The organism is Kitasatospora sp. NPDC127116 (assembly GCF_042677365.1).
Taxonomy (GTDB): Bacteria; Actinomycetota; Actinomycetes; order Streptomycetales; family Streptomycetaceae; genus Kitasatospora; species Kitasatospora lactacystinica.
In genome coordinates this window covers 42,848-68,001 of the sequence record NZ_JBHXTL010000004.1, presented here as the reverse complement: position 1 = coordinate 68,001, position 25,154 = coordinate 42,848, and the positions used below count along the sequence as shown (strand labels likewise).

24 protein-coding genes are annotated in these 25,154 nt (G+C 73.3%); 10 read left to right on the top strand and 14 right to left on the bottom strand.

Features of this window, described 5'->3' with window-relative positions; genetic code table 11:
- Window positions 1-78 precede the first annotated feature (78 nt).
- The 3 genes from ACFVHV_RS02810 to ACFVHV_RS02800 all read right to left on the bottom strand — a co-directional run bounded on the left by ACFVHV_RS02810 (window position 79) and on the right by ACFVHV_RS02800 (window position 2,889).
- Window positions 79-804: a GntR family transcriptional regulator gene (locus tag ACFVHV_RS02810; protein WP_380348359.1), complete on the bottom strand. Its 726-nt coding sequence runs from the start codon at window positions 802-804 to the stop codon at window positions 79-81.
- Between the two features lie 65 nt (window positions 805-869).
- Window positions 870-1,943 carry an enoyl-CoA hydratase/isomerase family protein gene (locus ACFVHV_RS02805; protein WP_380348456.1) on the bottom strand — a complete coding sequence of 358 codons (1,074 nt, stop codon included), beginning with the start codon at window positions 1,941-1,943 and terminating at the stop codon, window positions 870-872.
- A gap of 262 nt (window positions 1,944-2,205) precedes the next feature.
- Window positions 2,206-2,889, bottom strand: a complete 684-nt coding sequence (locus ACFVHV_RS02800) for a TetR/AcrR family transcriptional regulator (protein WP_359900411.1) — start codon at window positions 2,887-2,889, stop codon at window positions 2,206-2,208.
- A gap of 98 nt (window positions 2,890-2,987) precedes the next feature.
- Here ACFVHV_RS02800 and ACFVHV_RS02795 point away from each other — a divergent pair, with 98 nt between their 5' ends.
- Window positions 2,988-3,767, top strand: coding sequence for an SDR family oxidoreductase (locus tag ACFVHV_RS02795; RefSeq protein ID WP_380348357.1), 780 nt, complete (start codon window positions 2,988-2,990; stop codon window positions 3,765-3,767).
- A 208-nt stretch (window positions 3,768-3,975) separates the two neighbouring features.
- Here ACFVHV_RS02795 and fahA read toward each other — a convergent pair whose 3' ends face one another.
- The 5 genes from fahA to ACFVHV_RS02770 all read right to left on the bottom strand — a co-directional run bounded on the left by fahA (window position 3,976) and on the right by ACFVHV_RS02770 (window position 10,287).
- On the bottom strand, window positions 3,976-5,208 hold the full coding sequence (fahA, locus tag ACFVHV_RS02790; RefSeq protein ID WP_380348355.1) for a fumarylacetoacetase: 1,233 nt from the start codon (window positions 5,206-5,208) through the stop codon (window positions 3,976-3,978).
- Window positions 5,205-6,131 (bottom strand): hypothetical protein, encoded by a 927-nt coding sequence (locus ACFVHV_RS02785; protein WP_359900417.1) that lies wholly within the window; start codon window positions 6,129-6,131, stop codon window positions 5,205-5,207. Before ACFVHV_RS02785 ends, fahA begins: the two co-directional genes overlap by 4 nt.
- Window positions 6,128-7,330, bottom strand: coding sequence for a homogentisate 1,2-dioxygenase (locus ACFVHV_RS02780; RefSeq protein WP_380348353.1), 1,203 nt, complete (start codon window positions 7,328-7,330; stop codon window positions 6,128-6,130). Before ACFVHV_RS02780 ends, ACFVHV_RS02785 begins: the two co-directional genes overlap by 4 nt.
- Window positions 7,331-7,479: 149 nt before the next feature.
- Window positions 7,480-8,694: a 4-hydroxyphenylpyruvate dioxygenase gene (gene hppD / locus ACFVHV_RS02775; protein ID WP_359900421.1), complete on the bottom strand. Its 1,215-nt coding sequence runs from the start codon at window positions 8,692-8,694 to the stop codon at window positions 7,480-7,482.
- A 231-nt stretch (window positions 8,695-8,925) separates the two neighbouring features.
- On the bottom strand, window positions 8,926-10,287 hold the full coding sequence (locus ACFVHV_RS02770) for a phosphoribosyltransferase family protein (RefSeq protein ID WP_380348351.1): 1,362 nt from the start codon (window positions 10,285-10,287) through the stop codon (window positions 8,926-8,928).
- 395 nt (window positions 10,288-10,682) lie between these two features.
- Between ACFVHV_RS02770 and ACFVHV_RS02765 the strand changes: the two genes are divergently transcribed.
- The 4 genes from ACFVHV_RS02765 (at window position 10,683) to ACFVHV_RS02750 (ending at window position 13,247) form a co-directional block, all read left to right on the top strand.
- The gene (locus ACFVHV_RS02765; RefSeq protein ID WP_359900425.1) at window positions 10,683-11,075 is read left to right on the top strand and encodes a hypothetical protein; all 393 of its coding nucleotides are present in this window, start codon (window positions 10,683-10,685) and stop codon (window positions 11,073-11,075) included.
- On the top strand, window positions 11,072-11,482 hold the full coding sequence (locus ACFVHV_RS02760; RefSeq protein WP_380348349.1) for a hypothetical protein: 411 nt from the start codon (window positions 11,072-11,074) through the stop codon (window positions 11,480-11,482). Before ACFVHV_RS02765 ends, ACFVHV_RS02760 begins: the two co-directional genes overlap by 4 nt.
- Before the next feature lie 112 nt (window positions 11,483-11,594).
- Window positions 11,595-12,260 carry a hypothetical protein gene (locus tag ACFVHV_RS02755; protein ID WP_359900429.1) on the top strand — a complete coding sequence of 222 codons (666 nt, stop codon included), beginning with the start codon at window positions 11,595-11,597 and terminating at the stop codon, window positions 12,258-12,260.
- Between the two features lie 294 nt (window positions 12,261-12,554).
- Entirely contained in the window at window positions 12,555-13,247 is a 693-nt protein-coding gene (locus ACFVHV_RS02750; RefSeq protein WP_380348347.1) for a response regulator, read from the top strand.
- 112 nt (window positions 13,248-13,359) lie between these two features.
- Here ACFVHV_RS02750 and ACFVHV_RS02745 read toward each other — a convergent pair whose 3' ends face one another.
- Window positions 13,360-15,075 carry an acyl-CoA dehydrogenase family protein gene (locus ACFVHV_RS02745; RefSeq protein WP_380348345.1) on the bottom strand — a complete coding sequence of 572 codons (1,716 nt, stop codon included), beginning with the start codon at window positions 15,073-15,075 and terminating at the stop codon, window positions 13,360-13,362.
- Between the two features lie 113 nt (window positions 15,076-15,188).
- Window positions 15,189-15,761 carry a PadR family transcriptional regulator gene (locus ACFVHV_RS02740; RefSeq protein ID WP_380348343.1) on the bottom strand — a complete coding sequence of 191 codons (573 nt, stop codon included), beginning with the start codon at window positions 15,759-15,761 and terminating at the stop codon, window positions 15,189-15,191.
- A 185-nt stretch (window positions 15,762-15,946) separates the two neighbouring features.
- On the opposite strand from ACFVHV_RS02740, the gene ACFVHV_RS02735 reads away from it, so the two are divergent.
- Window positions 15,947-16,420 (top strand): SPW repeat protein, encoded by a 474-nt coding sequence (locus ACFVHV_RS02735; protein WP_359900437.1) that lies wholly within the window; start codon window positions 15,947-15,949, stop codon window positions 16,418-16,420.
- Between the two features lie 176 nt (window positions 16,421-16,596).
- Here the strand turns inward: ACFVHV_RS02735 and ACFVHV_RS02730 are convergent, their stop codons facing one another.
- Together ACFVHV_RS02730 and ACFVHV_RS02725 are read right to left on the bottom strand one after the other, a co-directional pair.
- Complete coding sequence (locus tag ACFVHV_RS02730; protein ID WP_359900439.1) at window positions 16,597-18,003, bottom strand: class II fumarate hydratase; 1,407 nt, start codon at window positions 18,001-18,003, stop codon at window positions 16,597-16,599.
- Between the two features lie 214 nt (window positions 18,004-18,217).
- Window positions 18,218-19,051 carry a carbon-nitrogen hydrolase family protein gene (locus ACFVHV_RS02725; protein WP_380348340.1) on the bottom strand — a complete coding sequence of 278 codons (834 nt, stop codon included), beginning with the start codon at window positions 19,049-19,051 and terminating at the stop codon, window positions 18,218-18,220.
- 353 nt (window positions 19,052-19,404) lie between these two features.
- Here ACFVHV_RS02725 and ACFVHV_RS02720 point away from each other — a divergent pair, with 353 nt between their 5' ends.
- A complete protein-coding gene (locus ACFVHV_RS02720; protein ID WP_380348339.1) occupies window positions 19,405-21,432 on the top strand; it encodes a cholesterol oxidase substrate-binding domain-containing protein in 2,028 nt (675 codons plus the stop codon).
- A gap of 30 nt (window positions 21,433-21,462) precedes the next feature.
- Here ACFVHV_RS02720 and ACFVHV_RS02715 read toward each other — a convergent pair whose 3' ends face one another.
- Entirely contained in the window at window positions 21,463-22,122 is a 660-nt protein-coding gene (locus ACFVHV_RS02715) for a helix-turn-helix domain-containing protein (RefSeq protein ID WP_380348337.1), read from the bottom strand.
- 159 nt (window positions 22,123-22,281) lie between these two features.
- On the opposite strand from ACFVHV_RS02715, the gene ACFVHV_RS02710 reads away from it, so the two are divergent.
- Both ACFVHV_RS02710 and ACFVHV_RS02705 read left to right on the top strand, forming a co-directional pair.
- The gene (locus ACFVHV_RS02710) at window positions 22,282-23,019 is read left to right on the top strand and encodes an AzlC family ABC transporter permease (RefSeq protein WP_380348335.1); all 738 of its coding nucleotides are present in this window, start codon (window positions 22,282-22,284) and stop codon (window positions 23,017-23,019) included.
- Entirely contained in the window at window positions 23,019-23,327 is a 309-nt protein-coding gene (locus ACFVHV_RS02705) for an AzlD domain-containing protein (RefSeq protein ID WP_380348454.1), read from the top strand. Before ACFVHV_RS02710 ends, ACFVHV_RS02705 begins: the two co-directional genes overlap by 1 nt.
- A gap of 135 nt (window positions 23,328-23,462) precedes the next feature.
- Here ACFVHV_RS02705 and ACFVHV_RS02700 read toward each other — a convergent pair whose 3' ends face one another.
- A complete protein-coding gene (locus ACFVHV_RS02700) occupies window positions 23,463-23,789 on the bottom strand; it encodes a hypothetical protein (protein WP_359900450.1) in 327 nt (108 codons plus the stop codon).
- A gap of 173 nt (window positions 23,790-23,962) precedes the next feature.
- Here ACFVHV_RS02700 and ACFVHV_RS02695 point away from each other — a divergent pair, with 173 nt between their 5' ends.
- Complete coding sequence (locus ACFVHV_RS02695; RefSeq protein ID WP_359900452.1) at window positions 23,963-25,150, top strand: acyl-CoA dehydrogenase family protein; 1,188 nt, start codon at window positions 23,963-23,965, stop codon at window positions 25,148-25,150.
- Window positions 25,151-25,154 lie beyond the last annotated feature (4 nt).

The following is a 25,154-nucleotide window of genomic DNA, read 5'->3' as shown; positions in this document are numbered from 1 at the left end:
GTAGTTTGAGCGATGATCGATCATCTTTGTGCGAACTTTATGCGAGCGCGACGAGTCGGCGCCCCGACGGGGGCGGGCTCAGTCGGAGCGCCGACCGTCCTCGTGTCGACCATCCTCGTGTCGACCGTCCTCGGGTCGGGCGTCCTCGCGCCGGGCGTACTCCAGGACGTGCTCGGCCAGCAGCCGCCCGACCGCCGGGTCCTGCCGCCGGAAGGCCTCGATCAGCGGCCGGTGGTCGGCGGCGTTCTCGTGCAGCTCCGGCCGGACCTCGTGCAGCGACAGCACCGTCCACACCTCGATCCCGAGGCCCTCCCAGGTCCGCAGCAGCGTCCCGTTGCCCGAGGCGGCCACGATCTCGCGGTGGAAGGCCACCCCGTGCCGGGCCTGGCCGAGCGCGTCGCCCGCCGCCGCGGCCGCCGCCATCCGCTCGGCGTGCCGCTCCAGGACGGTGGTGTCCCCGGCCAGCCGGACCACCGCCGACTCGGCGGCCAGTCGCTCCAGCGCGGCCCGCACCTGGTAGACCTCGCGAAGTTCGGCCGGGCCGATCGCGCGCACCCGCACGCCCCGGTTGGGCTCGGCGTCGAGCAGCCCGAGCGTCTGGAGTGCGCGCAGCGCCTCGCGGACCGGTGCCTGGCTGACGTTCAACTCGGCGGCCAGGCGCCGCTCGACGATCCGGTCCCCGGGCTGCCAGCGGCCGTTCAGCAGGCCCTCCAGCAGCAGCCCGCGCACCTGCTCGCCCAGCGGCACCCGGGACAGCGGGTCGGTGTCCCCGGCCGGTGTCGGCGGCGGGACCGGGTGGTTCATGACGGGCTCCAGACGTGCCGGCGGAGGAGGAGGTGGAGGAGGTGGAGGTGGAGGTGGGGCGGGGTTCAGGCCAGGCCCAGCTCGTCGCCCTCGCGCGGGGCGAAGAAGCGGGCGACGTCCGCCTCCGCCACCTCGGCGAGCGTGCCGGGCTTCCAGTGGGGGGTGCGGTCCTTGTCGACCACCTGCGCACGGATGCCCTCGACCATGTCGTGGCCCTCCAGTACGGCGCAGGAGATCCGGTACTCCTGGTCGAGCACGGCCTCCAGCGAAGGGAGCGTGCGGGCGCGGCGCAGCGCGGCCAGGGTGGTCTTGACGGCGGTCGGGGAGTTCGCCAGGAGGGCGACGGCGGCCTCCTTCGCCTCCGGGACGCCGGAGTTCAGCAGCCGGTCGACGATCTCCTCGACCGTGTCGGCCGCGTAGCAGGCGTCGATCCAGGTGCGCCGGTCGGCCAGTGCGGCGGGCGGTGCGGGCTCGGTGTGCGCGGAGACGAGGGCGGCGACGAGGGCGGCGACCTCGCTGCTGCTGCTCCCGCTCGCCGCGGCGGTGCCCCGGCTCAGGGCGTCGAGCAGGTCCGGGATGCGCGCCGAGGGCACGAAGTGGTCCACGAATCCGCAGAGCAGGGCGTCGCCCGGGCCCATCGAGGCGGCGGTGAGCCCGAGGTGGGTGCCCAACTCGCCCGGGGCGTGGGCGAGCAGCCGGCTCCCGCCGACGTCCGGGGCGATGCCGATCCGGGTCTCGGGCATCGCGACGATGGACCGCTCGGTCACGATCCGCACCGCGCCGTGGGCGGAGACGCCGACGCCGCCGCCCATGGTGATGCCGTCCATCACCGCGACGTACGGCTTCGGGTAGCGGGCGATCAGGGCGTTCAGTCGGTACTCGTCGCGGAAGAACGCCCGGGTGCCCGCTCCGCCCGCCTTGGCGTCGTCGTGCATCGCGCGGATGTCGCCGCCCGCGCACAGTCCGCGCTCGCCCGCGCCGGTCAGGACGACGGCGCGTATCCGGTCGTCCCCGGCCCAGTCGTCCAGGGCGGTGCGCAGGGCGGTGACCATGCCGTGGGTCAGCGAGTTGAGCGCCCTCGGGCGGTTCAGCACGAGCCGTCCGACACCGCCGTCCAGGAAGGCCTGGACCTCCGTCACCTCTGCGCTCATCGGGCCCGCTCCCGTCCCTCGGTGATGTCGACGCCGTTCGGTGTCCGCCGGGCCCGGTCGCGGCCCGTCGGCGCCCGCCCGTCGGCGTCCGTTGCCGTCGTCCGCCGTTCGTTCCCGCCGGAATCCTGGCGTCCACCGTACCGGGGGTCGGGAGGCGTTCCGATCACCGGGCCGGGCAGGGCAAGGGCGAACAAGGGTGGGCGGGGTGGGCGGGGAGGTTCGGGGCGCGACCGGGGCGCGCGGTCGGGGTTCAGGGCCAGGCGCGCAGGGCGAGTTCGGCGGTGCGGGCCAGGTCGGCGGCGGTGGCGCCGTCCCGGGCCTGCTGGGACATGCCCTGGATGACCGTGCCGAGGTATCCCGCCAGCGCCTTCGGATCGGCGTCGGGCGGCAGTTCGCCGTCCTGCCGGGCCTGGTGCAGCCGGGCCTCGAAGGTCCGCAGGTTCGCGTTGCGCAGCTCGCGCAGCAGCTCCTGGACGCCGGCGTCCTGCGGGGCGACGTTGGTGGCGGCGGAGATCACCAGGCAGCCGGCCGGATGGGACGGGTCGGGGTAGATGGCGGCGGCCTCGCGCAGGATGCGGGCGAAGGCGCCGTACGCGGTGGGCTCCTCGGCCAGCGCGACGGTCGCGAACGCGCCGACGGGCGAGCGGCCGTACTGGCGGACCACCTCCTCGAACAGTGAGCGTTTGTCGCCGAAGGCCGCGTACAGGCTGCCGGGGCGGATTCCCATGGCGGTGGTGAGGTCGGAGACGGAGGTGGCGTCGTAGCCGAGCTGCCAGAACAGCCGGGTGGCCGCGGCCAGGGCCTCGGCGCGGTCGAAGGCCGGTGGGCGGCCGCGCCGGGGGCGGGGTGGGGTGTCGGGTGCGGTGTCTGCGGGTGCCGCGCCTTCGGGTGCCGCCTTCGCGGGTGTCCCGGTCGTCTGCTGTGCCTCGCTCATGCCCCAAATTTTAGAGCAGTCGCTCAAGAAGTGTGTGCTAGCGTCTTTCTTGAGCGATGACTCAACAATTATCGGATGCGGCGAGAGGGGACTCGGCCATGGGTGCGGGCACGTACGGGCTTCAGGGCAAGGTGGCGCTGGTCACGGGCGGCAGCAGGGGGATCGGCCGGGCCATCGCCCGGCGGCTCGGGCGGGACGGTGCCACCGTCGCCGTCGGCTACGCCAGGGACGGGGCCGCGGCGGAGGAGGTGGTGGCGGGCATCCGGGCCGACGGCGGGCGGGCGTTCGCGCTGCGCGCCGAACTCGGCCGGCACGGCGACGCGGCCGCGCTCTGGGCGGCCTTCGACGCCGGGATCGGAGCGCACGCCCCGGACGGCGGCGTCGACATCATCGTGAACAACGCCGGGATCGGGCGCAGTTCGGACCTCGAAGCGCTGACCGAGGAGGGCTTCGACGAGGCGTTCGCGGTCAACGTCCGGGCGCCGTTCTTCGTGGTGCAGCACGGACTGAAGCGGCTGCGGGACGGCGGCCGGATCATCAACGTCTCCAGCGGGGCCGCCCGGTTGGCGATGCCCGAGATCATCGCCTACGGCGCGACCAAGGGGGCGCTGGACACCTTCACCCTCAACCTCGCCAAGCAGCTCGGCCCGCGCGGGATCACCGTGAACTCGGTCGCGCCCGGCATCGTGGACACCGACGTCAACGCCGGGTGGCTGCGGGGCAACCCGGAGGCGGAGGCGTACGCGGCCTCGGTGGCCGCGCTCGGCAGGGTCGGGCAGCCGGAGGACATCGCCGACATCGTCGCCTTCCTCGCCTCCGACGACGCTCGCTGGGTGACCGGGCGGGTCGTCGACGCCACGGGCGGCGCCGGGCTCTAGACGGAGGTGGGCGAACGGGAAACCGATAACAGCTGACAGATGATGAAATCTGTCAGCTGTTATCCGTCATCCGTGATCCGTCATCGGTGCCCTGTTGTCCGTGGTCGGGTTCGCCGCGGCCTCCCGGCCTCCCGGCCTCCCGGCCTCCCGGCCTCCCGGCCTCCCGGCCCCCCGGCCCCCCCGGCCTCCCGACCTCCGGTCCGGGCCCTCAGCCCCGAACCCGCCCGGTGACCTCGCCGAACCCGACCACGGTGCCGTCCGGCCCGGGCGCGGTGGCGGTGATGGTGACCTCGTCGCCGTCCTCCAGGAACGTCCGGGTCGTCCCGTCCGGGAGCTTCAGCGGCTCATCGCCGTTCCAGGTCAGCTCGATCAGCGCGCCCCGGGTGTCCCGCTCCGGCCCGCTGACCGTGCCGGAGGCGAACAGGTCGCCGGTGCGCAGCGAAGCGCCGTTGACGGTCATGTGGGTCAGCTGCTGCTGCGCCGTCCAGTACATGGTGGCGAACGGCGGCCGGGAGACCGGGTGCCCGTTCAGCCGGACCTCCATCGCCAGGTCCAGGCCCCACGGCTCGCCGCCCCGGTCGTCCAGGTACGCCAGCGGCTCGACGTCGCGCTCCGGCGGTGTGACCCGGGCGTGCTCCAGGGCCTCCAGCGGGACGATCCACGGCGAGATCGAGGTCGCGAAGGACTTGCCGAGGAACGGGCCGAGCGGCACGTACTCCCAGGCCTGGATGTCGCGCGCCGACCAGTCGTTGAGCAGGCAGACGCCGAACACGTGCTCGCGGAAGTCGTCCAGCACGACCGGGCGGCCCAGCTCCGACGGCGCGCCGACGACGAAGCCGACCTCGGCCTCGATGTCGAGCCGGCGCGACGGCCCGAAGGTCGGCGCGGCGTCGGCGGGCGCCTTGCGCTGCCCGAACGGCCGCACCACCGGCGTGCCGGAGACCACGACCGTGCCCGCCCGCCCGTGGTAACCGATCGGCAGGTGCTTCCAGTTGGGGGTGAGCGGCTCCGAGCCCGGGCGGAAGATCCGGCCCAGGTTGGTGGCGTGGTGCTCCGAGGCGTAGAAGTCGACGTAGTCGGCGACCTCGAACGGCAGGTGCAGCTCCACCTCGTCGGCCGGCAGCAGCGCCGGCGACAGCGCCTCGCGGAAGGACTCGTCGGTGAGCCAGGTGGTGAGGTCCGCCCGTACCCGGGTCCAGACCGGACGCCCCGCCGCCATCAGCGGGTTGAGCGAGTCCGCGTCCAGCAGCACCGACGGCGCGCCGGCCGCGCGGGCGGCCGCCCCGGCGTCCAGCACGAAGTCCCCGACGCGCACGCCGATCCGGCGCCGCCCGGGCCGGTCGGCGGCGGTGAAGACGCCGTACGGCAGGTTGTGCACGCCGAACGGCGAGTCCTGGGCGCTGGCGAGCCAGCTGCTGGGGCTGCTGGGGGTGGTGCTCAACGGTCCTCCTGGTGCAGTGGACTGGGCGACGACAGCAGGCCGAGCGCGGCCAGGTCGCCCAGGGGCTCGGCGATGCTACAGGTGCCGAACGCGGTGAACGAGTTGCGGATCACCGTGACCTGATGGTCCGTCAGTGCGTGCACCGCCTTGGCCAGCACCTCGCCGTCACGCTCCGCCAGCACCGCCGCGGCCGCCGTCCGGTCGGTCTCCTGCGCGGCCAGCAGCACGTTCAGGAAGCCGTGGTGCTCGAACCCGGTCTCCGGGTCGGTGTGCCGGACGGCGTTGTGCAGCCCGGCCGTGCACTTGTACGGCAGCCCGCGCCGCGCGCAGCCGGTGAGGAAGGAGGCCAGCTCGTCCTCGTCCGGGAACGCCTCGGCGACCAGCCCGCCGGTGCGGAACTTCGCCCGGTACGGGCTGTCCACCAGCACGTCCAGGACGGCGTCCAGTCCGTCCCCGCGCAGGAGTTCGCGCGGCAGTTCGACGGCGGCCGGGACGTCCGGTGGCAGCAGCCGGTCCAGCGCGGCCACCGCCTCGGCGGCGTCCCGGGTGGCCAGCTCGACGCCGGCCAGCTCGAACGGCGCGGCGGCGGCGAGCGCCGGGGCGAGTTCGGTGCTGCCCCCCGGCAGCACCAGCCCGACCTTGAGCGGCCGGCCGCCCGCCGCCACCGCGCCGTCCGCTCCCGCTGCGCGTCCCTGGGCCGCGGCGGTCTCCGGGGAGTTCGCGACCGCAGCGGCCAACTCGCCCAGCCGGCCCGCCCCGCAGAGGAGCGGGCCGACGGCCTCGGCGTACCAGGCCGCGCGGTGCAGCCGGTGCGCGGGCACCGCGTCGACGACCGGCAGGTTCCCCGGCGGGAACACCGCCGCGTCGTCGAACAGCCCGTGGAACAGCTCGGGGATCACGCCCCCCGGCGGCAGCGTGTTCATCGCCCGGGCCCCCGACCGGCCCAGGTCCAGGCGTAGTTCGCGTCCTCACTGGCCCGGCCGCCCTCGCCCAGCTCCAGGGGGCGGAAGGTGTCCACCATGACGGCCAGCTCGTCGAAGAACTCCGCGCCGATGCTGCGCTCGTACGCCCCGGGCTGCGGACCGTGGGTGTGCCCGCCCGGGTGCAGCGAGATCGAGCCCTGGCCGATGCCGGAGCCCTTGCGGGCCGCGTAGTCGCCGCCGCAGTAGAACATGACCTCGTCGCTGTCCACGTTGGCGTGGTAGTACGGCACCGGGATCGCCAGCGGGTGGTAGTCCACCTTGCGCGGAACGAAGTTGCAGATCACGAAGCCGTTGCCCTCGAAGACCTGGTGGGCCGGCGGCGGCTGGTGGATCCGGCCGGTGATCGGCTCGAAGTCCTTGATGTTGAAGGCGTACGGGTACAGGCAGCCGTCCCAGCCGACCACGTCGAAGGGGTGGTGCGGCACGGTGTAGCGGGTGCCCGCGACCCCGTTCGGGCCACGGTGCTTGACCAGTACGTCGACGTCCCCGGAGGCGTCGACGACCAGCGGGCCGACCGGTCCGCGGAAGTCCCGCTCGCAGTACGGCGCGTGCTCCAGCAGCTGCCCGTACTTCGACAGGTAGCGCTTGACCGGGGTGATGTGGCTGTTCGCCTCGATGCAGTACGCGCGCAGCGGCTCGTCCCCGGCCGGTACCCAGCGGTGGGTGGTGGCGCGCGGGATGATCACGTAGTCGCCCTGGCCGACCTCGATCGAGCCGAACACCGTCTCGACCGTGCCGGAGCCGGACTCCACGTACACGCACTCGTCGCCGAGCCCGTTGCGGTAGAGCTCGCTCGGGGCCCCGGCGGCGACGTACGAGATCCGCACGTCGCCGTTGCCGAGGACCAGCCGGCGGCTGCCGACGACGTCCGCGGACTTCCAGTCCTGGTCCGCGAACAGCTCGTGCAGCTTGAGGTGCCGGGGGAGGAGCGGGTGGTTGGGCACCGTGGACTGGTCCGGCAGCTCCCAGGGCACCGCGTTGACCACCGCCGAGGGGATGCCCCGGTGGTAGAGCAGCGAGGAATCCGAGGAGAACCCCTCCTCGCCCATCAACTCCTCGTAGTACAGCCCGCCTTCGGGGGTGCGGTGCTGGGTGTGCCGCTTGGGCGGGATGCTGCCCAGCTGCCGGTAGTACGCCATCTCCGTGGTCCTCCTCGACCGTCTGGCAGAGATCCGTGTTCGTCAGAGCTCGTCGGAGCCCGGCGAAGACCCGCTCGTCGGAGCCGGTCGGAAGCCGGCCCGTCGGAGCCCGGCTCGCCGGGAACCGGCTCGTCGGAGCCGTCGGACGCTCACAGGTTGCCGCGTCGGTCCTGCTCGCGCTCGATGGACTCGAAGAGCGCCTTGAAGTTGCCCTTGCCGAAGCCGAGCGAACCGTGCCGCTCGATGAACTCGTAGAAGACGGTGGGGCGGTCGCCGACCGGCTTGGTGAAGATCTGCAGCAGGTAGCCGTCCTCGTCGCGGTCGACCAGGATGCCGCGCTTCTTCAGCTCCTCGATCGGCACGCGCACCTTGCCGATCCGCTCGCGCAGCTCCGGGTCGTCGTAGTACGCGTCGGGGGTGTTGAGGAACTCCACGCCGCGCGAGCGCAGCACGTCGACGGTGGTGAGGATGTCGTTGGTGGCGAGCGCCATGTGCTGGCAGCCGGGGCCGGTGTAGAACTCCAGGTACTCGTCGATCTGGGACTTCTTCTTGGCGACGGCCGGCTCGTTGAGCGGGAACTTCACCCGGTGGTTGCCGCTGGCGACGACCTTGGACATCAGCGCGGAGTACTCGGTGGCGATGTCGTCGCCGACGAACTCGGCCATGTTCACGAAGCCCATGACGCGGTTGTAGAAGGACACCCACTCGTCCATCCGGCCGAGCTCGACGTTGCCGACGGCGTGGTCGAGGGCCTGGAAGAGGCGCTTGGGCGAGCCCTCGGGGTGGGTCACCCTGCTCGCCGCGACGACGTAGCCCGGCAGGTACGGGCCGTGGTAGCGGGAGCGGTCGATCAGGGTGTGGCGGGTCTCGCCGTAGGTGGCGATGGCCGCGCGGCGCACGGTGCCGTTCTCGTCCGAGACGTCGTTCGGCTCCTCCAGCACGGTGGCGCCGGACGCGCGGGCGTGCTCGATGCACTTGTCGACGTCCGGGACCTCCAGGGCGAGGTCGACGACGCCGTCGCCGTGGCGGCGGTGGTGGTCCAGCAGCGGGCTGCCCGGCTGGACACCGCCCTTGATCACGAAGCGGCAGGAGCCGGAGCGGAGCACGTACGCCTTGCGGTCCCGACGGCCGGTCTCCGGGCCGGAGTAGGCGACCAGCTCCATGCCGAAGACGACCTGGTAGAAGTGGGCCGTCTGGGTGGCGTTGCCGACCACGAAGACGACCGCGTCCTGGGCCGTCACGGGGAACGGGTCGGCGGCGGCGTCGTGCTCGACGAGGCCGACGAGGCGGCGCAGCTGGTCGGCGTCAAGACCGGCCTCGCGCTCCTCGGGGGTCAGCTCAAGGGCGTGGGTCTGCGGGGTCATCGCTCGTTCCTCCACTTCGGGCCTCGCCGTCGAGGCTTCCGCTGGATCGCGACCGCACCGCGTACGGGTGGGCGGTGTGGTTGCGGAGAGCTTGCTCCTGTCGGGGTGGTTGGGCAACAGGTCGGATTTTGACTGCTCAATGTGTACAAGCTGATCAGAAAATCCCGCTGTCAGCTGCGCAAAATGTGCTGCTGACCGGGGACGATGCCCGAAGTCTGCGCAATGGGACGGTCACGTACTTCCGGGGCCGACGGGGCGGGGGAGGTGGCGGAGGAACCAGTCCGAGGCCAGCTCGGCGACCCGGTCCAGCGTCCCCGGTTCCTCGAACAGGTGGCTCGCGTGCGGCACCACCGCGAGCCCGGTCTCGCAGCGCAGCCGGCTCCGGGCCCGCCGGTTGAGGTCGAGCACGGTGGGGTCCAGGGAGCCGACGACGAGCAGCGTCGGAGCGCGGACCCGGGCCAGCGTGTCGGGCGCGGCGAGGTCCGGGCGACCGCCCCGGGAGACCACGGCGCGCACCGCCGGGCCCAGCTCGGCGGCGGTGTGCAGCGCGGCCGCGGCGCCGGTGCTCGCGCCGAACAGCCCGAGCGGCAGGCCCAGGGCCTCGGGCACGGCGGCGTCCGGGCCGTTCTGCGCCGCGCCCAGCCGCCGGGCGACGGCGGTCAGCCGGCCGCCCAGCAGCGCCACGTCGAACACGTTCCGCCGGTCGGGCTCCTCGGCCTCGGTGAGCAGGTCGAACAGCAGCGTGGCCAGCCCGGTGCGGTTCAGGTACTCGGCGACGTGCCGGTTGCGCGGGCTGTGCCGGCCGCTGCCGCTGCCGTGCGCGAAGACGACGACCCCGCGCGCGCCTGCCGGGACGGTCAGCCGGCCCGCCAGGCGGACCCCGGCGACGGGCAGCAGCAGCTCGCGGTCGACCCCGGCGGAGTCCGCGGGCGGGTCGCCGCCGGCCTCGGTCAGCAGCCGCAGCACCTCCTCGTCCCCGGTCTGCGTGAAGTCGGCGTAGAACTCGCCGATCGCGTAGAACGGGGACGGCGTGTCGACGCAGACCAGCTCGTCGGCGACCTCGTCGAGCCGCTCGGCCCAGTCCGCGGGCGCGACCGGCACGGCCAGCACCACCCGGGCCGCGCCCCGCTCCCGGACGATCCGGCAGGCCGCCCGGGCGGTGGACCCGGTGGCGATGCCGTCGTCCACCACGACCACCGTGCGTCCGCGCAGATCGGCGGGCGGCCGGTCGCCCCGGTAGCGGCGGGCCCGGCGCGCCAGCTCGGCGCGCTCGCGCCGCTCCACCTCGGCCAGTTGCTCGTCGGTGACCGCGGAGAACCGGATGACCTGGTCGTTCAGCACCCGGACGCCGCCCTCGCCGATCGCCCCCATGCCGAGCTCCGGCTGGTAGGGCACGCCGAGCTTGCGGATCACGCAGATGTCCAGCGGCGCGCCGAGCACTGCGGCGACCTCGGCGGCCACCGGCACGCCGCCCCTCGGCAGCGCCACGATCACGGTGTCGGGGCCGGCCAGGTGGCCCAGGCGGGCGGCCAGCCGACGGCCCGCCTCGGTGCGGTCGGCGAAGCGGGTGAAGTGGGTTCCGGTGACGTGCATGACACGGCCTCCGGTTCCACCGTACGTCGTTCCGGTCGGCGCGGGGCGTTCGCGGGCGGGGGCGTCCGGGTGCGTGCGCAGGCCACCCCGGGGGGCGGCGCGCGGGGCGGGAACCGGTCCGGACCAGGACGGGAGCAGGACGGGAACAGGACGGAATCGCAGGTCGGGACGGTGGGCGGGGACCGCAGGTGGGCGGGCCGGGACAGCGTCGGGATCGGACCGGGATCCGGGTCGGGATCCGGCCGGGAACCGGGGCGGGATCGGGCCGGGATCGAGCCGGGATCGGATCGGGAGCCGGACAGGACGACACCCCCGTGTGGCCGGGACAGCGGGCGGCGCACCGTGGATCGCAGAGGCGGACCGCAGAGCCCGCCCGCGACCGGAAGGAGCCCGTCATGTCGGGCACCGTCATCACCGACCTGCGCCGCCGAGGCGCCGTCGACCCCGGCCGCCTGCTCGCCGGACCGCTGCGCGGTGTCGGCCTGCAACGACTCGACCCGGGCCACCGCACCGAGCTGGCCGCCGACGGCATCGAGCACGCGCTCTACGTCACCGCCGGCTCCGGGCTCGCCGAACTGCCCGAGGGCGCCGTGCACCCGGACCACCCGGAGCGCGCCGACGCCGGCCTGCCGCTGGTCGAGGGCACCGCGGTCGTGCTGCCGCTCGGTTCGCGGACCGTCCTGACCGCCGGGACGGCCGGGCTGGAGTACTTCCACGCCCTGCTCACCGTCCCCGCCCCCTCCGTCCACCGCTCCGAAGCCTCTCCCGAAGAAGGTGACCCCAGGTGATCGTCACCACCGACACCGGCGCGGCCATGGTCGTCATCGGCCCGAACGGCGAGCGCGTACGGATCCGCTCCCTCGCCCGGAGCCCGATGCTCGCCAGCGCCTGCGAGGCCTTCGACCACCTGCGGCTGAGCCCGGGCGCCCACCACGTCCTCCCGGGCCGGCCCGACACCGAGAAGGTCCTGCACGTGCTGCGCGGCGCCGCCGTCGTCGGCCGACTGTCCGACGAGCCGGATCACTTGGCCTCCGAGGGAGACCTGCTGCTGGCCCGCCGCGGCCGCGCCCTGCACCTGGAAGCCGGGCCGCTCGGCGCGGAACTGCTCTGCCTGACGCTCGCCGTCCCCCGACACACCGCCGGCACCCGGGCCGCCCTGGCCCGGCGCCGTGCCGCCCGCCGCGACCGGCCCTGACCCGGGCTGGTCGGCGCCGACAGGCCCTGACCGGCGCCGACAGGCCTTGACCGGCGCTGACCTGCGCTGCCAATCCTGCCTGTCCTCCAGTTCCCCTCGGAGGTGACCACTCGTGATCCTCGTCCCCGCTGCCGTCCCCCGCACCGCGCCCGCGTTCCAGCGGCTGATCGACCCGGAGCAGCGGCCGGCCGTCCGCGCCGGACTCACCGTCGAGGCGCTGCCGCCGGGCGTCCGGATCGAGCAACTCCCGTACGAATCGGTCGAGTCGGTGACCGTGGTGCTCTCCGGGCGGCTGTTCGCGGCCGGCCGGATCCTCTCCCCGGGCGAGGCGCTGCACCACCGTCCCGGAACCTCCTGCCGGATCTCCGCCGTCCGCGGCGCGCCGACCACCGTGCTCACGGTCAGGCCCGTTCCGCCCCGGGCCGCCATCCCGGCCCAGCGGTCGGACTCCGCGCCCGCCGCGAGCCGGCGGCAGGTGGAGGTGGGCACCGCACGGCTCGACCCGTGCGGAACCTGCGGACCGTACACGGACCGCGCCGCCGACGCCTTCCTGGTGGTCCTCACCGGGGCCGCGGCCTTCCTCGGAGAGCTGGGTGAAGTCCTGCTGCTCTCCGGTGACTTGGTCTACGTCCGGGCGGGGGAGCGGTACGGCCTGCGGGCCGGCCGACGCGGACCGGTCACCGCCGTGCTGGGCCGCGTCGGCGCACCCGGCGCCGCTCTGGGACCGGAATGGGACGGCCGGCCCGTGCGCTCGGGGCAGACCGGTCCGCAGGGTTGAGGCCGGAGCGATCGACCGTGATCGGTCACGCGGAAGGAATGTCGACGGGCCGGCGTCCGCGAGTGCGGACGCCGGCCCGCGGCGTGTACCGGGTGAGGATCCGGTTTCGACGGCCCGGTGTCCCGGGTGGCCGGGGCCCGGTCTCGAATCCCGTCCCGACGTGAGCCGGAGCGGCCGGGCCCCGGCTCCTCCCGGCTCCTCCCTGCCCCGACACGCTGAGGACTTCACGAGCACGTCACGGAAAGTCACGCGATCGCCGCTGATAGTGTCGGCCGGGTGGATGAAGAACAGCCGTTGGCACCTGTGGGTCCGGGTGGCGCTCCGGCCGTCCGTGTGCTGATCGTCGACGACCACCCCCTCTTCCGGGAGGGGCTCAAGGCGGCACTGGAGAGCGCCGAGGGTGTCCTCGTGGTCGCCGAGGCCGAGCGGGTCGCCGATGTCCCGGAGGCGGTCGCCCGGTACCGCCCGACCGTGGTGATCATGGACCTCTCGCTGCCCGACGGCTCCGGGCTGGAGGCCGTCCGGCAGCTCGCCACCCAGGAGGCGCCGCCGCCGGTGCTGATGCTGACCATGTCGGACGACGACGGAAACCTGCTCGCGGCCCTCCAGGCCGGCGCGCGCGGCTACCTGGTCAAGGGAGCGGGGCGGGAGGAGGTGCTGCACGCGGTGCGGACGGTCGCGGCGGGCGGCGCGGTGTTCGGCGGCGAGGTGGCGGGACGGATCACCGCCCTGCTGGCCGGGGCGAAGATGCGCGAGGCGGGACAGCTCTTCCCCGAACTCACCGCCCGCGAGGCCGAGGTGCTGGACCTGGTCGCGCGCGGGCTGGACAACCGGCGGATCGCCCGGGAGCTGGTGGTCGCGGAGAAGACCGTCCGCAACCACATCACCCACATCTTCGAGAAGCTGCACGTCGCGACGCGCGCCGAGGCGGTCGCCCGGGCCCGCGACATGGGCCTCGGCGACGACCGGACCAACCCGGAGAGGTGAGCCGGGTGTCGTGAACCGGGTGTCGTGAGCGGGGAGCTGTGAACCGGGGGTGCCGGTCCGCCGAGCGGCACCCCCGGAGTCCTGCCGTCCCCGCCCTACGGCTGCATCCCGCTCACGGCCGCATCTCGTACGCGCCGGAGAGCGACTCGACCTGCGTCCACACCCGCGCGTCCCGCGCCGGGTCGGCGACCGGGCGACGCACGTTCGCGAGTGCCCAGGCGGCCTGCTGCTCGGTGGCCGAGGCCTTGCCGTGCAGCTCGGTGGCGTGCGCGGAGAAGTCGCGGACCAGCGCGTCGAAGACCCGGTCCAGCACGTCGCCGCCGTGCTCGGAGGCGGCCAGGCCGGTCAGCTCGGCCTGCTCCAGCACCAGCTGGCCGTAGACGATCAGCGCGAACAGCTGGCCGATCTCCAGCAGGAAGTCCAGGTCGGCCTGCTGCTCCTTGCTCGGCGCGTTCTGGAGCAGCAACTCGCAGAAGCCGTCGGCCTGTTCGCGGAAGCGGGCGACATTGGGCAGCTCGGCGTGGCGGTCGTAGGCGGTGCGCCAGTCGTGGAAGCGGATCGCGCCGAGGCCGCGGGCCGGGCCCTGCCGGAACAGGAAGGCGTCGTCGGCGGCGTCCACGCGGCTCGGCACCGGGGCGTAGTCGGCCGGGGCGAACAGGTAGTTGCCCATGAACTTGAGGATCAGCGCCAGGTTGACGTGGACGGTGCCCTCCAGCTTCGGCAGGCCGCGGATGTCCTTCGCGGCCTTGTCGAAGTAGGTGTCCGCCTCGAAGCCCTTGGCGGCGATGACGTCCCACATCAGGTCGATGACCTTCTCGCCCTCGGTGGTGACCTTCATCTTGGTCATCGGGTTGAACAGCAGGTAGCGGCGGTCCTCGGGGGAGGCGCTGCGGAAGTAGTCCACCGCCCGGGCGCTGAACAGCTTCATCGCCACCAGGCGGACGTAGGCGTCGGTCAACTCCCGCTTGACGTGCGGGAAGTCGGTGACCCGCTTGCCGTACAGCACCCGGTTGTGGGCGTGCGTGACGGCCTCGTACATCGCGTGCTCGCAGATGCCGATCGAGGCGGTGCAGAGGTTGAACTTGCCGATGTTGACGGTGTTGAGCGCGGCGTCGAAGGCGGCCTGGCCGGTGTGCAGCACGTCCTCGGCGCGCACCGGGTAGTCCTCCAGGCGGAACTCGCTGACGTACATCTGCGCGTTCACCACGTTCTTGACCAGGTGGTACGCGTCGTGGCGGCTGTCGGCGGCGAAGAAGACGTAGCCCTCCGGGCCCTCGACGTCCGAGCGGCGGCCGAACACCGAGACCAGGCCGGCCACGTTGCCGTTGCCGATGTAGTACTTCGAGCCGGTCGCGGTGAAGCCGCCCTCGCCGTCCGGGGTGAGGATCATGTCGGTGGAGTAGATGTCGGCGCCGTGGGTGCGCTCGGAGAGGCCGAAGGCCATCACGTGGCCGTCCGCGAGGAGCTGGGCGGCGCGGGCGCGGACGGCCTCGTTCTCGCTCTGCCAGACCGGGCCGAGGCCCAGGATGGTGACCTGCCAGGTGTGCCAGTAGCCGAGGCCGTAGAAGCCGAGGATCTCGTTCAGCTCGGCGATCCGCGCGGTGTCCCAGCGCTTGTCGGGGTCGGCCGCGGCGGGGGTCAGGAACTCCGCGAAGAGGCCCTCCTTCGCGGCGAAGTCCAGGAAGTCGGCGTACCAGCTGCGGTCGATGTAGGTGTCGATCAGCGCCTTCTTGCCGCGGGACTCGAACCAGTCCACCGTCGCGCGCAGCAGTCGGCGGGTCGGCTCGTCGAACTGTGCGGGGTCGTAGTTGCGCGGGTTGAAGAGCATCGAGGGGCTCCCGGGGTCGAGGGTGTGAAGAGGGCGGGTGACAGGGTTCGGGTGACAGATTTCAAACTCTGTCAGTTGTCATCCGTCGGCTGTCATCTGTCAGTCGTCAGTCGTCAGTCGTCATCCGTCGGCCGCCGTCCGCCGTCGGCGGAGAGGCGGCGCAGGGTGGCGAGTACGTCGTCGAGCCAGGCGAGGGTCATCCGCTCGTACTCGATGCCGCCGCGCAGCACCACGTGCTGCAGTTGCTCGTGCGCATCGAGTGCGGTGGTGTCGGGGAAGTCGCGCTGCTCGCCGTGCAGGTAGCGGGCGAGCAGGGCGGCATGGCTCTCGCGGTGCCGTTCCACCTCGGAGACCAGCGCGGCCGGGTCGTCGAAGGCGGCGGCCCGGATCTTGACCGCGAGTTCGTGCCGGACGGTCTCCGGCTCGACCGGTTCGCGCAGCCAGCCGGCCAGCGCGGCCCGTCCGGCCCCGGCAGCCGAGTAGACCTTCTTGTCCGGGCGCCCGTCCTGGGGGACCTCCTGCGCGGCCACCCAGCCGTCCGCCTCCATCCGCCGCAGCACCCGGTAGATCTGCTGGTGGGTGGCGGTCCAGAAGCGTCCGATCGAGCGGTCGAAGCGCCGGGCGAGCTCGTAGCCGGAGCCGGGCTGCTCCAGCAGCGAGACGAGGATCGCGTGCTCCAGTGCCATGGCCCGCATCCTGCTATGCAACGAGTTGCATAGGCAATGGCGGCCCGGACGGTTGAGACGCAGGTCACCGGCGTGACCGGATGGTTATCGGTCATTCCGGACTATCGGGTGCAAAACGTTGGATAAGCGCCAGAATGGGTACGGGGCAAGCGCCTTACCGGTTCCGACCACAGGAGGTGGTATCGGTGGCAACCCATATCCCGACGACGGGCATGGAGCACCATCCGGACATCGTCGAACTCCGCGAACGCTACGAGCGGGTCACCTCGACCCCCCGTGCCCAGGGCGTCGAAGCCCTGGCCGTCCTGGCCGGTCTCTTCCTGGCGGCATCGCCATGGATCGTCGGCTTCACCGCGTACAGCACCCTGACCGTGACCTGCCTGATCGTGGGTCTGGCCTACACGGCCCTGATGGCCGGCTACGGATCGGCCTACGAACGCACCCACGCCCGTGCCTGGGCGGCCGCTGCGCTCGGTGTCTGGACGATCATCTCCCCGTGGGTCGTCTCCGGGTCCGTCGCGCACGGCAAGAACATCGTGACCTGCATCATCGTGGGCGCCGTGATGTTCCTGCTCGGCCTCGCGGCGATCTCGATGGCGACCATGACGTCGAACGGGGCGTCGATGCGGCGCGGCCGGGCCGGCCGCGCGAAGGGCTGATCTTCCCCGCAGCCCGTGACCGGGGCGCGGAGGGCGCGAGTGCCCCCCGCGCCCCGGCGCGAGCCCGAGGCGCGAGCCCGAGGCGCGCGCCCGAGGCGTGACCCGGGCGCGGGCCCGGTACGTTCCGGCCCGATCCCAACCCGGCTCCGACCCGATTTCGACCCGACTCCGACCCGCTAGGGGTGGGTCATCCGCAGCACGTCCAGTGCCTCGTCCAGCTGCTCCTCGGTGAGCCTGCCCTGCTCGACGTAGCCGCGCTCCAGTACCACCTGACGGATCGTCTTGCGTTCGGCCAGCGACTGCTTGGCGACCTTCGCGGCCTCCTCGTATCCGATGTAGCGGTTCAGCGGGGTCACCACCGAGGGCGAGGACTCCGCGTACTCCCGTGCCCGATCCACGTTGGCGGTGATGCCGTCCACCGTCCGGTCGGCCAGCAGCCGGGCACTGTTGGCGAGCAGCCGCACCGACTCCAGGACGTTGCGGGCGATCACCGGGAGCATCACGTTCAGCTCGAAGTTGCCGCTCGCGCCCGCCAGCGTGACCGTCGCGTCGTTGCCCACCACCTGGGCGGCGACCATCAGCACCACCTCGGGCAGCACCGGGTTCACCTTGCCCGGCATGATCGACGAACCGGGCTGGAGGTCCGGCAGGTTGATCTCGCCGAGCCCGGTGCGCGGACCGGAGCCCATCCACCGCAGGTCGTTCGCGATCTTCGTGAAGCCCACCGCCACCGTGCGCAGCTGACCGCTCAACTCGACCAGGGCGTCCCGCGCGCCCTGCGCCTCGAAGTGGTTCCTGGCCTCGGTCAACGGCAGGTCGGTGGCGCGGGCGACCTCCGCGATGACGGCCGCCGGGAAACCGGGCGGGGTGTTGATGCCGGTGCCCACCGCCGTCCCGCCGAGCGGGAGTTCGGCCACCCGGGGCAGGGTGGCCAGCAGCCGCTCCCGCCCGTGCCGCACCTGAGCCGCGTAGCCTCCGAACTCCTGGCCGAGCGTGACGGGCGTGGCGTCCATCAGGTGGGTGCGGCCCGATTTGACCACCCGGGCGAACTCGGCGGCCTTGCGCTCCAGCGACTCCGCGAGGTGCTCCAGCGCCGGGACCAGGTCATGGGTGACGGCGGCGGTCGCGGCGATGTGGATCGAGGACGGGAAGACGTCGTTGGACGACTGGCTGGCGTTGACGTGGTCGTTCGGATGGACCGGTCGGCCCAGCCGCTCCCCGGCCAGGGTGGCGATCACCTCGTTGGTGTTCATGTTGGACGAGGTGCCCGAGCCGGTCTGGAACACGTCCACCGGGAACTGGTCGTCCCAGCGCCCCTCCGCGACCTCCTCGGCGGCGGCCGCGATCGCCTCCGCCGTCTCCTCGTCCAGCACCCCGAGCCGGGCGTTCACCCGGGCCGCAGCGGCCTTGATCCGGGCCAGTGCGGCGATGTGCGCCCGCTCCAGCCGCTGGCCGGACACCGGGAAGTTCTCCACCGCCCGCTGCGTCTGCGCCTGCCACTTCGCGTCGGCCGGCACCCGGACCTCGCCCATCGAGTCGTGCTCGATCCGGTACTCCTGCGCCTTCTCCTGCTCGCCACCCATCGCGCGCTGCACCTCCTGTACGGGCCCGACCGGCCCGGAACGGATCTTCGGTCAGCACAGCCGCGAACGAGGCCCGGGTATTTCCGGTCGGGGTGATCCGGTTCCGTTCCGCCCGTTCCGTTCCGCCCGTTCCGCCCGTTCCGCCCGTTCCGTTTCGGTGCGGGGCCGGGTGCCCGCGGCCGGTGCGGCCCGGTTCCCGGCCCCGGCTCGGCTCCTACCGGCGGGGCAGCTCGGCGCGGACCAGCTCGCCCGGGTCGGTACCGGCCTGGACGACGAGCTCGCCGCCCGGGGCCCAGACGCCGGAGCCGCCCGAGCTCTCCGGGTACTCGCCGGTCGCCCCGGCACAGGTCGCGAGCACGCACCACACCCCGTGGGCGGCGGCCCGGTCGCGGACGTGGCCGTCCCGGCGCTCCGCCTGGGCGGCGCCGGGCCCGTAGAGGGCGGAGGCGACGTAGGCGTCGATGCCGAGCGCGGCGGCCTCCTCGGCGTGCGCCGGGTCGGCGGCGTCCGCGCAGACGGCGAGGCCGAGCCGCAGGCCGTCCAGCTCCAGGACGACGGGCTTCCCGCCGGGGGCGAAGCGCTCGACCTCGGCGCCGTGCAGGCGCATCTTCCGGTAGGCGACCTCGGCGCCCTGCCCGGTGACCACCAGCGTGGCGATGGACTCGCGTCCGTCGGCCTCGGTGACGGGCGCCCCGACCAGGGCGACGGCGCCGGTCGCGGCGCAGGCGGCCACCAGCGGCGCGAGCCGGACGTCCGCCGGGTCGACGGCCGGTGCGGTCAGGTCGTAGCCGGTCAGCGACAACTCGGGGAACACCACCAGCCGGGTGCCCGCCTTCAGCACCGCCTCGGCGTGCAGGGCGACGTTCTCGGACACGGTGTCCGGACGGCCGGCGGCGGCGCAGACGGGCTGGGCGACGGCGACGGTCAGGGCTCCGCGGGCGGGCGGGTTCGCGGACGGGGCGGAGGCCGAGTCCGTAGCCGAGTCCGGCCGCGAGTCCGCGGGCGAGTCGGCGCGCGAGGACTCGGGTGAGGGCGTGGACGAGGGCATGGCGAAGCCTCCGGCGGGCGGGGTGGGGTGGGGCGATCGTGATCAACCGTGACCGTGATCAACCTATGCGCCCGTCGAGGACGTGGGCAACGGAGCCGGGACGAGGAGCGGTGCAGGTGGACGGGGCGCCCGGGGCCGATCGGGCCGATCTCACTCGAAGGAGTGAGATCCCCGGCGGGCGCTTCAAACTGCCGTGCGCCCCTTCATACGCTCCAGACCGGGCCGGGCGGACTCCGGCCGGACCCGGATCGGCGCAGCTCGGCCCGGGGGACCAGGACGAGGGGGCGGACGGACGGATGACCACAGGACACGGCCCGATGGGCGGAACGGGTGACGGAGCGGTACGGGAGGGGATGACCCCACTGAATGTCCCGACGGGCGCCCCGACGGACGCCCCGACGGACGCCCCGACCGACGCTCCGGCGAAGACCTCGGCGAAGACCGCCCCCGGTGGCCTCACCCGGCGGCAGCTGCTGGGTGCGTCGGCGGCGCTCGGCGGCGCGGCCTGGCTGCTGCGCGGCACCATCGGCCCGGACAGCGCCGAGGCCGCCGCGCCGGTACCGCCCGCGCTGCCCCCCGGCACCGAGCTCTACCAGCGGGTCTTCCAGAACTGGTCCGGCGAGATCCGCACCGACCAGCTGTGGACCTGCGCGCCCCGCACCCCCGAGGAGGTCCCGGCCCTCGCCGACTGGGCGCACGCCAACGGCTGGCGGCTGCGCGCCTCCGGGTACCGGCACACCTGGGCACCGCTCACCGTCGCCGCCGGGACCCCGGAGAGCGCCAGGGTGCTGCTGGTGGACACCAGTCGGCACCTCACCGCCATCGGCGCCGACTCGCCCGACACCGTCCGGGTGCAGACCGGCGCCACCATGGAGGCCCTGCTCGCCCACCTCGCCGACCGCGGCCTCGGCCTGACCGCCTGCCCGGCCCCCGGCGAGATCACCGTAGGCGGTGTATTCGCCATCGGCGGCCACGGCACCGCCGTCCCGGCCGCAGGGGAGGTGCGACCGGAGGGGCACGGCTACGGATCGGTCAGCAACCAGGTCGTCCGGCTCACCGCCGTCGTCCTCGACCCGGCCACCGGCCGCTACACGCTGCGGACCTTCGACCGCTCCGAGGCCGACAGCGCCGCCTTCCTGGTGCACCTCGGCCGTGCCTTCCTGACCGAGGTGGTGCTGCGGGCCGGCGCCGACCGGCCGCTGCGCTGCGTCAGCCGACTCGACATCCCGGCGAGCGAGCTCTTCGCCCGCCCCGCGGCCGGAACGGGAACCGGAACAGGCGCCGGCAGCGGAACAGGCGCCGGCACCGGGGCCGGTGCGGGTACCGGCGGGGGCGGGGGTCTCGGCGGAGTGCTCGGGGGAGTGCTGGGCGGTGTCCTCGGCGGTGTCCTCGGGAGCGGAGGAGGCCCGCGCACCCTCGCCGACTTCGTGGAGCGCGACGGTCGGGTGGAGGCGATCTGGTTCGCCTACACCGAGTACCCCTGGCTCAAGACCTGGAGCGTCACCCCGAGCAAGCCGCTCGCCTCCCTGTCCGTCGACCACCCGTACAACTACCCGTTCTCGGACAGCCTTCCGGAACCGGTCGCCCGGCTCGCCGGCGAGATCGTCACCGGCGCCTGGGCCTCGGCCCCGCTGTTCGGCCAACTCCAGTACCTGGTCACGAAGGTGGGACTCACCGGTGACATCACCGAAGTCCTGCTCTCCGGCGCCCTGCTGCGCCGACTGCTCAGCGGCGAGGTGCTCACCCACCTGCTCGCGGGCGGACTGCGGTCCGACCTCTGGGGGCCCTCGCGCACCCTGCTCCAGTACGTCCGCCCGACCACCCTGCGGGTCACCGCCAACGGCTACGCGATCCTCCTCAAGCGTGCCGACCTTCAGTGGGCGGTGAGTGAATTCGCCGCCTACTACCGGGAGTTGCTCGCCTCCTACCAGGCCCGGGGCGAGTTCCCGGTGAACGGCGCGGTGGAGATCCGGGTCACCGGCCTGGACGACCCGGCCTCCTCCGGCGTCCCCGGCGCCCGGCCCCCGCTGCTGTCCGCGCTGCGACCGCGCGCCGACCGCCCGGAGTGGGACACGGCCGTCTGGCTGGACGTCCTCGCCTTCCCCGGCACCCCCGGACTGGAGCGCTTCGCGCGGGAGTTGGAGCAGTGGCTACTGCGCACCTTCGACGGCTCCCGGGCGGGCCTGCGGGTCGAGTGGTCCAAGGGCTGGGCGTACACCGACGCCGCCGCCTGGTCCGATCCGGACCTGCTCGGCCGGGTCGTTCCGGACAGTCTGCGGGCGGGCGGCGGGCCCGGCTGGGACGAGGCGGTCGCCGTCCTGGACCGCCACGACCCGCACCGGGTCTTCGGGAATCCCTTCCTGGACGGTCTGTTGAAGTAGGAGGTGCCCCCTGCCGGAGCTGAGGAGTTGTCAGATGTGCTCCATGACGATCACCGCGAGGGTGTCCGGAGCCAGGGCGCGGAACACGTGCGGAGTGTCGCCCGGGTAGCTCACGTAGTCACCCGGGCCCAGCTCCACCGGCGCCTCCGTCGGCCCGACCAGCGCCCGCCCGGCACCGATCAGCACGTGCTCGACGGTGCCGGGCATGTGCGGATCGGAGGCCCGGGCCTCACCCGGCTGCGCCTCGATCCGATAGATGTCGCGCCGGGCGTTGGGCGGGCAGGAGGAGAGCGCGGTGGCGGCGTAGTCGGCGCGCTCGGAGTGGGTCACCGGGCCCTCGCCGGCCCGGATCACCTTGACCACCGGGCGCGGCGGGTCGACGAGCCGGCTGAACGGCACGTTCAGTGCGACGCCGAGCGCCCAGAGCGTCTCCACGCTGGGGTTGCCCGCGCCGGACTCCAGCTGGGACAGCGTGGACTTGGCGATGCCCGCGCGCCGGGCCAGCTCGGCCATCGACAGCCCGCTGCGCTCGCGCTCGCGCCTGATCGAGGCGGCGATCTGGCCGATCAGCTCGCCGCCGTTGGCGCCGCTGCCGGCGCTGCCGCTGCTATCGCTGCTGCTGGAGCGGCCGAAGCCGCCGGAGTCGTCGGAGCCGCCGGAGTCCGTGGCCGGGGTGCTCTGGTCACTCATGCTCGCCACTCATGCTTCCTCCTGGCCCCTTCCATGGCCGCCGGTGCGGCCGATGCCGCCGTTCATGCTGCCATGGCCGGTCGCACCGGCCGCCGTTCGCCCGATCGGTCCAAGTGTTCGCCTTGACGAACGACGTCGAGTCGGTTCACTCTAATGAACATGCGTTCGCTACTTCGAACACTGGAGCGTGCCACCCTCCGGGACGTCGCCCTGGTCTGCCTGGCCGATGCCCTGGTCGGCGCGTCCTTCGGCGCGATCAGCGTCTCCGGGGGCTTGCCCCTCTGGGTGCCGATCGCCCTCTCCGTCCTGGTCTTCGCCGGCGGCTCCCAGTTCGCGGCGGTCGGCGTGGTGCTCTCCGGCGGCGGCGCCCTCGCCGCGGTCGCCACCGGACTGGTGCTCAACGCCCGGCTGCTGCCCTTCGGCTTCACCGTGCCCGACGTGCCCGACGGCCCGTGGTGGCGGCGGCTGGTGGGAGCGCAACTGCTCACCGACGAGACCGTCGCCTTCGCCCTGCAGCAGAGCGATCCCCGTCGGCGCCGGGCCGTGTACTGGCTCTGCGGGGTCGCCCTGTTCGTGGTGTGGAACGTCTCGGTGCTGCTCGGCGCCCTCGCGGGCGGGCTGATCGGCGACACGGACGCGTTCGGCCTGGACGCGGCCTTCCCCGCGGTGCTGCTCGCGCTCGTCCTGCCCTCGCTCGCGGACCGCCGCACCCGTACGGCGGCGGTGGCGGGTGCGGCGGTCGCGGTCGCGGCGACCCCGTTCGTCCCCGCCGGGCTGCCGGTGCTGCTCGCCCTGGTCGGGCTGGTGTTCGCCGGTCGGCCGGTTGCGGGGGAGTCGGGTCGGAAGGCGGCGGACGGACCGAACGCCGCGGACGCGGAGAAGGAGAAGGTCCGATGATGCCGCTGTACGCCGTTCTGCTGCTCGCGGCCGGAACGTACGCCTTCCGACTGGCCGGGCCGTTGCTCGCCGGTCGGCTCGCCCTCTCGGAGCGGCTGCGGCACCTGCTGGCCGTCGCGGCGGCGGTGCTGCTGGTGGCCCTGGTCGCGACCGGCGCGCTGACCCAGGGGCACGGCTTCGCGGGGTGGGCCCGCCCGGCGGGCGTACTGGTCGCGGGAGTGCTCGCGCTGCGCCGGGCACCGTTCCCGCTGGTGGTCGTCGCGGGTGCGGCGACCACGGCGCTGCTGCGGCTCTGCGGGGCGGGGTGACAGCTGACAGAGTTTGAAATCTGTCAGCTGTTATCCGTTATCCGTTATCCGTCGGTTGTGATCCGTCGGCCGTGATCCGTGATCCGGTGCTCGTCGGCCGTCGGCCGTCGGCCGTCGGCCGTCGTCCGTTCGCCCTCAGCGGCCTTCCCCGGGCCCCTCGGCCAGTCGCTCCGCCTGCACCTCCGGCCGCTTGCTGTCCCACAGCAGCTCCCACACCTTGAACACGCAGTGGTAGTCGCGCATGCTCCCCTGGGCGATCAGCAGGTAGGTGTCCCCGTCGCGGAGCAGCGTCCGCCGTCGGCTGTTGAAGGGGTGCTCCGGGGTGTAGGAGGGGACGAGTCGCCTCAGCTCCTCGACGGCCTCCTCGCGGGTCCCCTCGACCTCGGCGAGCACCTTGCTCCCCCAGATCCGATCCTGGCCCATGCCCACCGTCTCCTCGACGACCAGCGCCCAACGTGCCATGTCCTGCCCCGCCCCTTCCCCTCCGGTTCGCTTCCGCTCGGCCGTACGCGCCCTCGGGCGCGCCGTCGGACGTGTCGCCATCCTCACTCGTTCACGCCCGCCCACCACCCGGCCGGGTGCGGAATACTCGCCGGTGTTCCGCCGGTGTCCCGCCGAGAGTACAAGGAGCTTCAGTGACGAAGCCGACCCGGATCGACCCGTCCGACCTGCTCGCCGTCGGCGATCTGCTCTCCGACGAGGAGCGGCTGATCCGCGACACCGTCCGCCGGTTCACCGAGGAGCGCATCCGCCCGCACATCGGCGAGTGGTTCGAGCGCGGGGTCTTCCCGGTCCGCGAACTCGCCCCCGAGCTCGGCGCCCTGGGCGTGCTCGGCATGCACCTCGACGGCTACGGCTGCGCCGGCGCCGACGCGGTGGCGTACGGGGTGGCCTGCATGGAGCTGGAGGCGGCCGACTCCGGGCTGCGCAGCTTCGTCTCCGTCCAGGGCTCGCTCGCCATGCGCTCGATCCACGCCTTCGGCTCCGAGGAGCAGAAGCAGCGCTGGCTGCCCGGCATGGCCGCCGGTGAGCTGATCGGCTGCTTCGGCCTCACCGAGCCGGACTTCGGCTCGGACCCGGCCAACATGCGCACCCGGGCGGTCCGCAAGGGCGGTGAGGGCGGCGACTGGGTGCTGTCCGGCAGCAAGATGTGGATCACCAACGGCAGCATCGCCGACGTCGCCGTGGTCTGGGCGCAGACCGAGGAGGGCGTGCGCGGCTTCCTGGTCGAGCGCGGCGCCCGCGGCCTGACCGCCACCGATGTTCACGGCAAGCTCTCGCTGCGCGCCTCCGTCACCAGCGAGTTGGCCTTCGACGACGTGGTGCTGCCCGCCGACGCCGTGCTGCCCGGGGTGGTCGGCCTGCGCGGACCGCTCTCCTCCCTCAACGAGGCCCGCTACGGGATCCTCTGGGGCACCGTCGGCGCCGCTCGCGACTGCTACACCTCCGCCCTGGACTACGCCAAGAGCCGGATCCAGTTCGACCGTCCGATCGCGGGCTTCCAGCTGACCCAGCAGAAGCTGGTCGAGATGATGCTGGAGGTCGAGAAGGCGTACCTGGTCGCCCTGCGGATCGGGCGGCTCAAGGAGCAGGGCGCCGCCCGCCCGCCGCACATCAGCTTCGGCAAGCTCAACAACGTCCGCACCGCCCTGGAGATCGCCCGCAGTGCCCGGACCGTCCTCGGGGCCAACGGCATCACCACCGAGTACCCGGTGCTGCGGCACGCCAACAACCTGGAATCGGTGCTCACCTACGAGGGCACCAGCGAGATCCACACCCTGGTGCTCGGCGAGGCCATCACCGGCGAGTCCGCCTACCGCTGACGGC

What these genes read in the sequence shown, in the direction of transcription:
- ACFVHV_RS02810 (WP_380348359.1), bottom strand. Translation starts at nt 804, where the DNA reads ATGAACCACCCGGTCCCGCCGCCGACACCGGCCGGGGACACCGACCCG.
- ACFVHV_RS02800 (WP_359900411.1), bottom strand. Translation starts at nt 2,889, where the DNA reads ATGAGCGAGGCACAGCAGACGACCGGGACACCCGCGAAGGCGGCACCC.
- ACFVHV_RS02795 (WP_380348357.1), top strand. Translation starts at nt 2,988, where the DNA reads ATGGGTGCGGGCACGTACGGGCTTCAGGGCAAGGTGGCGCTGGTCACG.
- ACFVHV_RS02785 (WP_359900417.1), bottom strand. Translation starts at nt 6,131, where the DNA reads ATGAACACGCTGCCGCCGGGGGGCGTGATCCCCGAGCTGTTCCACGGG.
- ACFVHV_RS02780 (WP_380348353.1), bottom strand. Translation starts at nt 7,330, where the DNA reads ATGGCGTACTACCGGCAGCTGGGCAGCATCCCGCCCAAGCGGCACACC.
- hppD (WP_359900421.1), bottom strand. Translation starts at nt 8,694, where the DNA reads ATGACCCCGCAGACCCACGCCCTTGAGCTGACCCCCGAGGAGCGCGAG.
- ACFVHV_RS02770 (WP_380348351.1), bottom strand. Translation starts at nt 10,287, where the DNA reads ATGCACGTCACCGGAACCCACTTCACCCGCTTCGCCGACCGCACCGAG.
- ACFVHV_RS02765 (WP_359900425.1), top strand. Translation starts at nt 10,683, where the DNA reads ATGTCGGGCACCGTCATCACCGACCTGCGCCGCCGAGGCGCCGTCGAC.
- ACFVHV_RS02745 (WP_380348345.1), bottom strand. Translation starts at nt 15,075, where the DNA reads ATGCTCTTCAACCCGCGCAACTACGACCCCGCACAGTTCGACGAGCCG.
- ACFVHV_RS02740 (WP_380348343.1), bottom strand. Translation starts at nt 15,761, where the DNA reads ATGGCACTGGAGCACGCGATCCTCGTCTCGCTGCTGGAGCAGCCCGGC.
- ACFVHV_RS02730 (WP_359900439.1), bottom strand. Translation starts at nt 18,003, where the DNA reads ATGGGTGGCGAGCAGGAGAAGGCGCAGGAGTACCGGATCGAGCACGAC.
- ACFVHV_RS02725 (WP_380348340.1), bottom strand. Translation starts at nt 19,051, where the DNA reads ATGCCCTCGTCCACGCCCTCACCCGAGTCCTCGCGCGCCGACTCGCCC.
- ACFVHV_RS02720 (WP_380348339.1), top strand. Translation starts at nt 19,405, where the DNA reads ATGACCCCACTGAATGTCCCGACGGGCGCCCCGACGGACGCCCCGACG.
- ACFVHV_RS02715 (WP_380348337.1), bottom strand. Translation starts at nt 22,122, where the DNA reads ATGAGTGACCAGAGCACCCCGGCCACGGACTCCGGCGGCTCCGACGAC.
- ACFVHV_RS02710 (WP_380348335.1), top strand. Translation starts at nt 22,282, where the DNA reads ATGCGTTCGCTACTTCGAACACTGGAGCGTGCCACCCTCCGGGACGTC.
- ACFVHV_RS02705 (WP_380348454.1), top strand. Translation starts at nt 23,019, where the DNA reads ATGCCGCTGTACGCCGTTCTGCTGCTCGCGGCCGGAACGTACGCCTTC.
- ACFVHV_RS02700 (WP_359900450.1), bottom strand. Translation starts at nt 23,789, where the DNA reads ATGGCACGTTGGGCGCTGGTCGTCGAGGAGACGGTGGGCATGGGCCAG.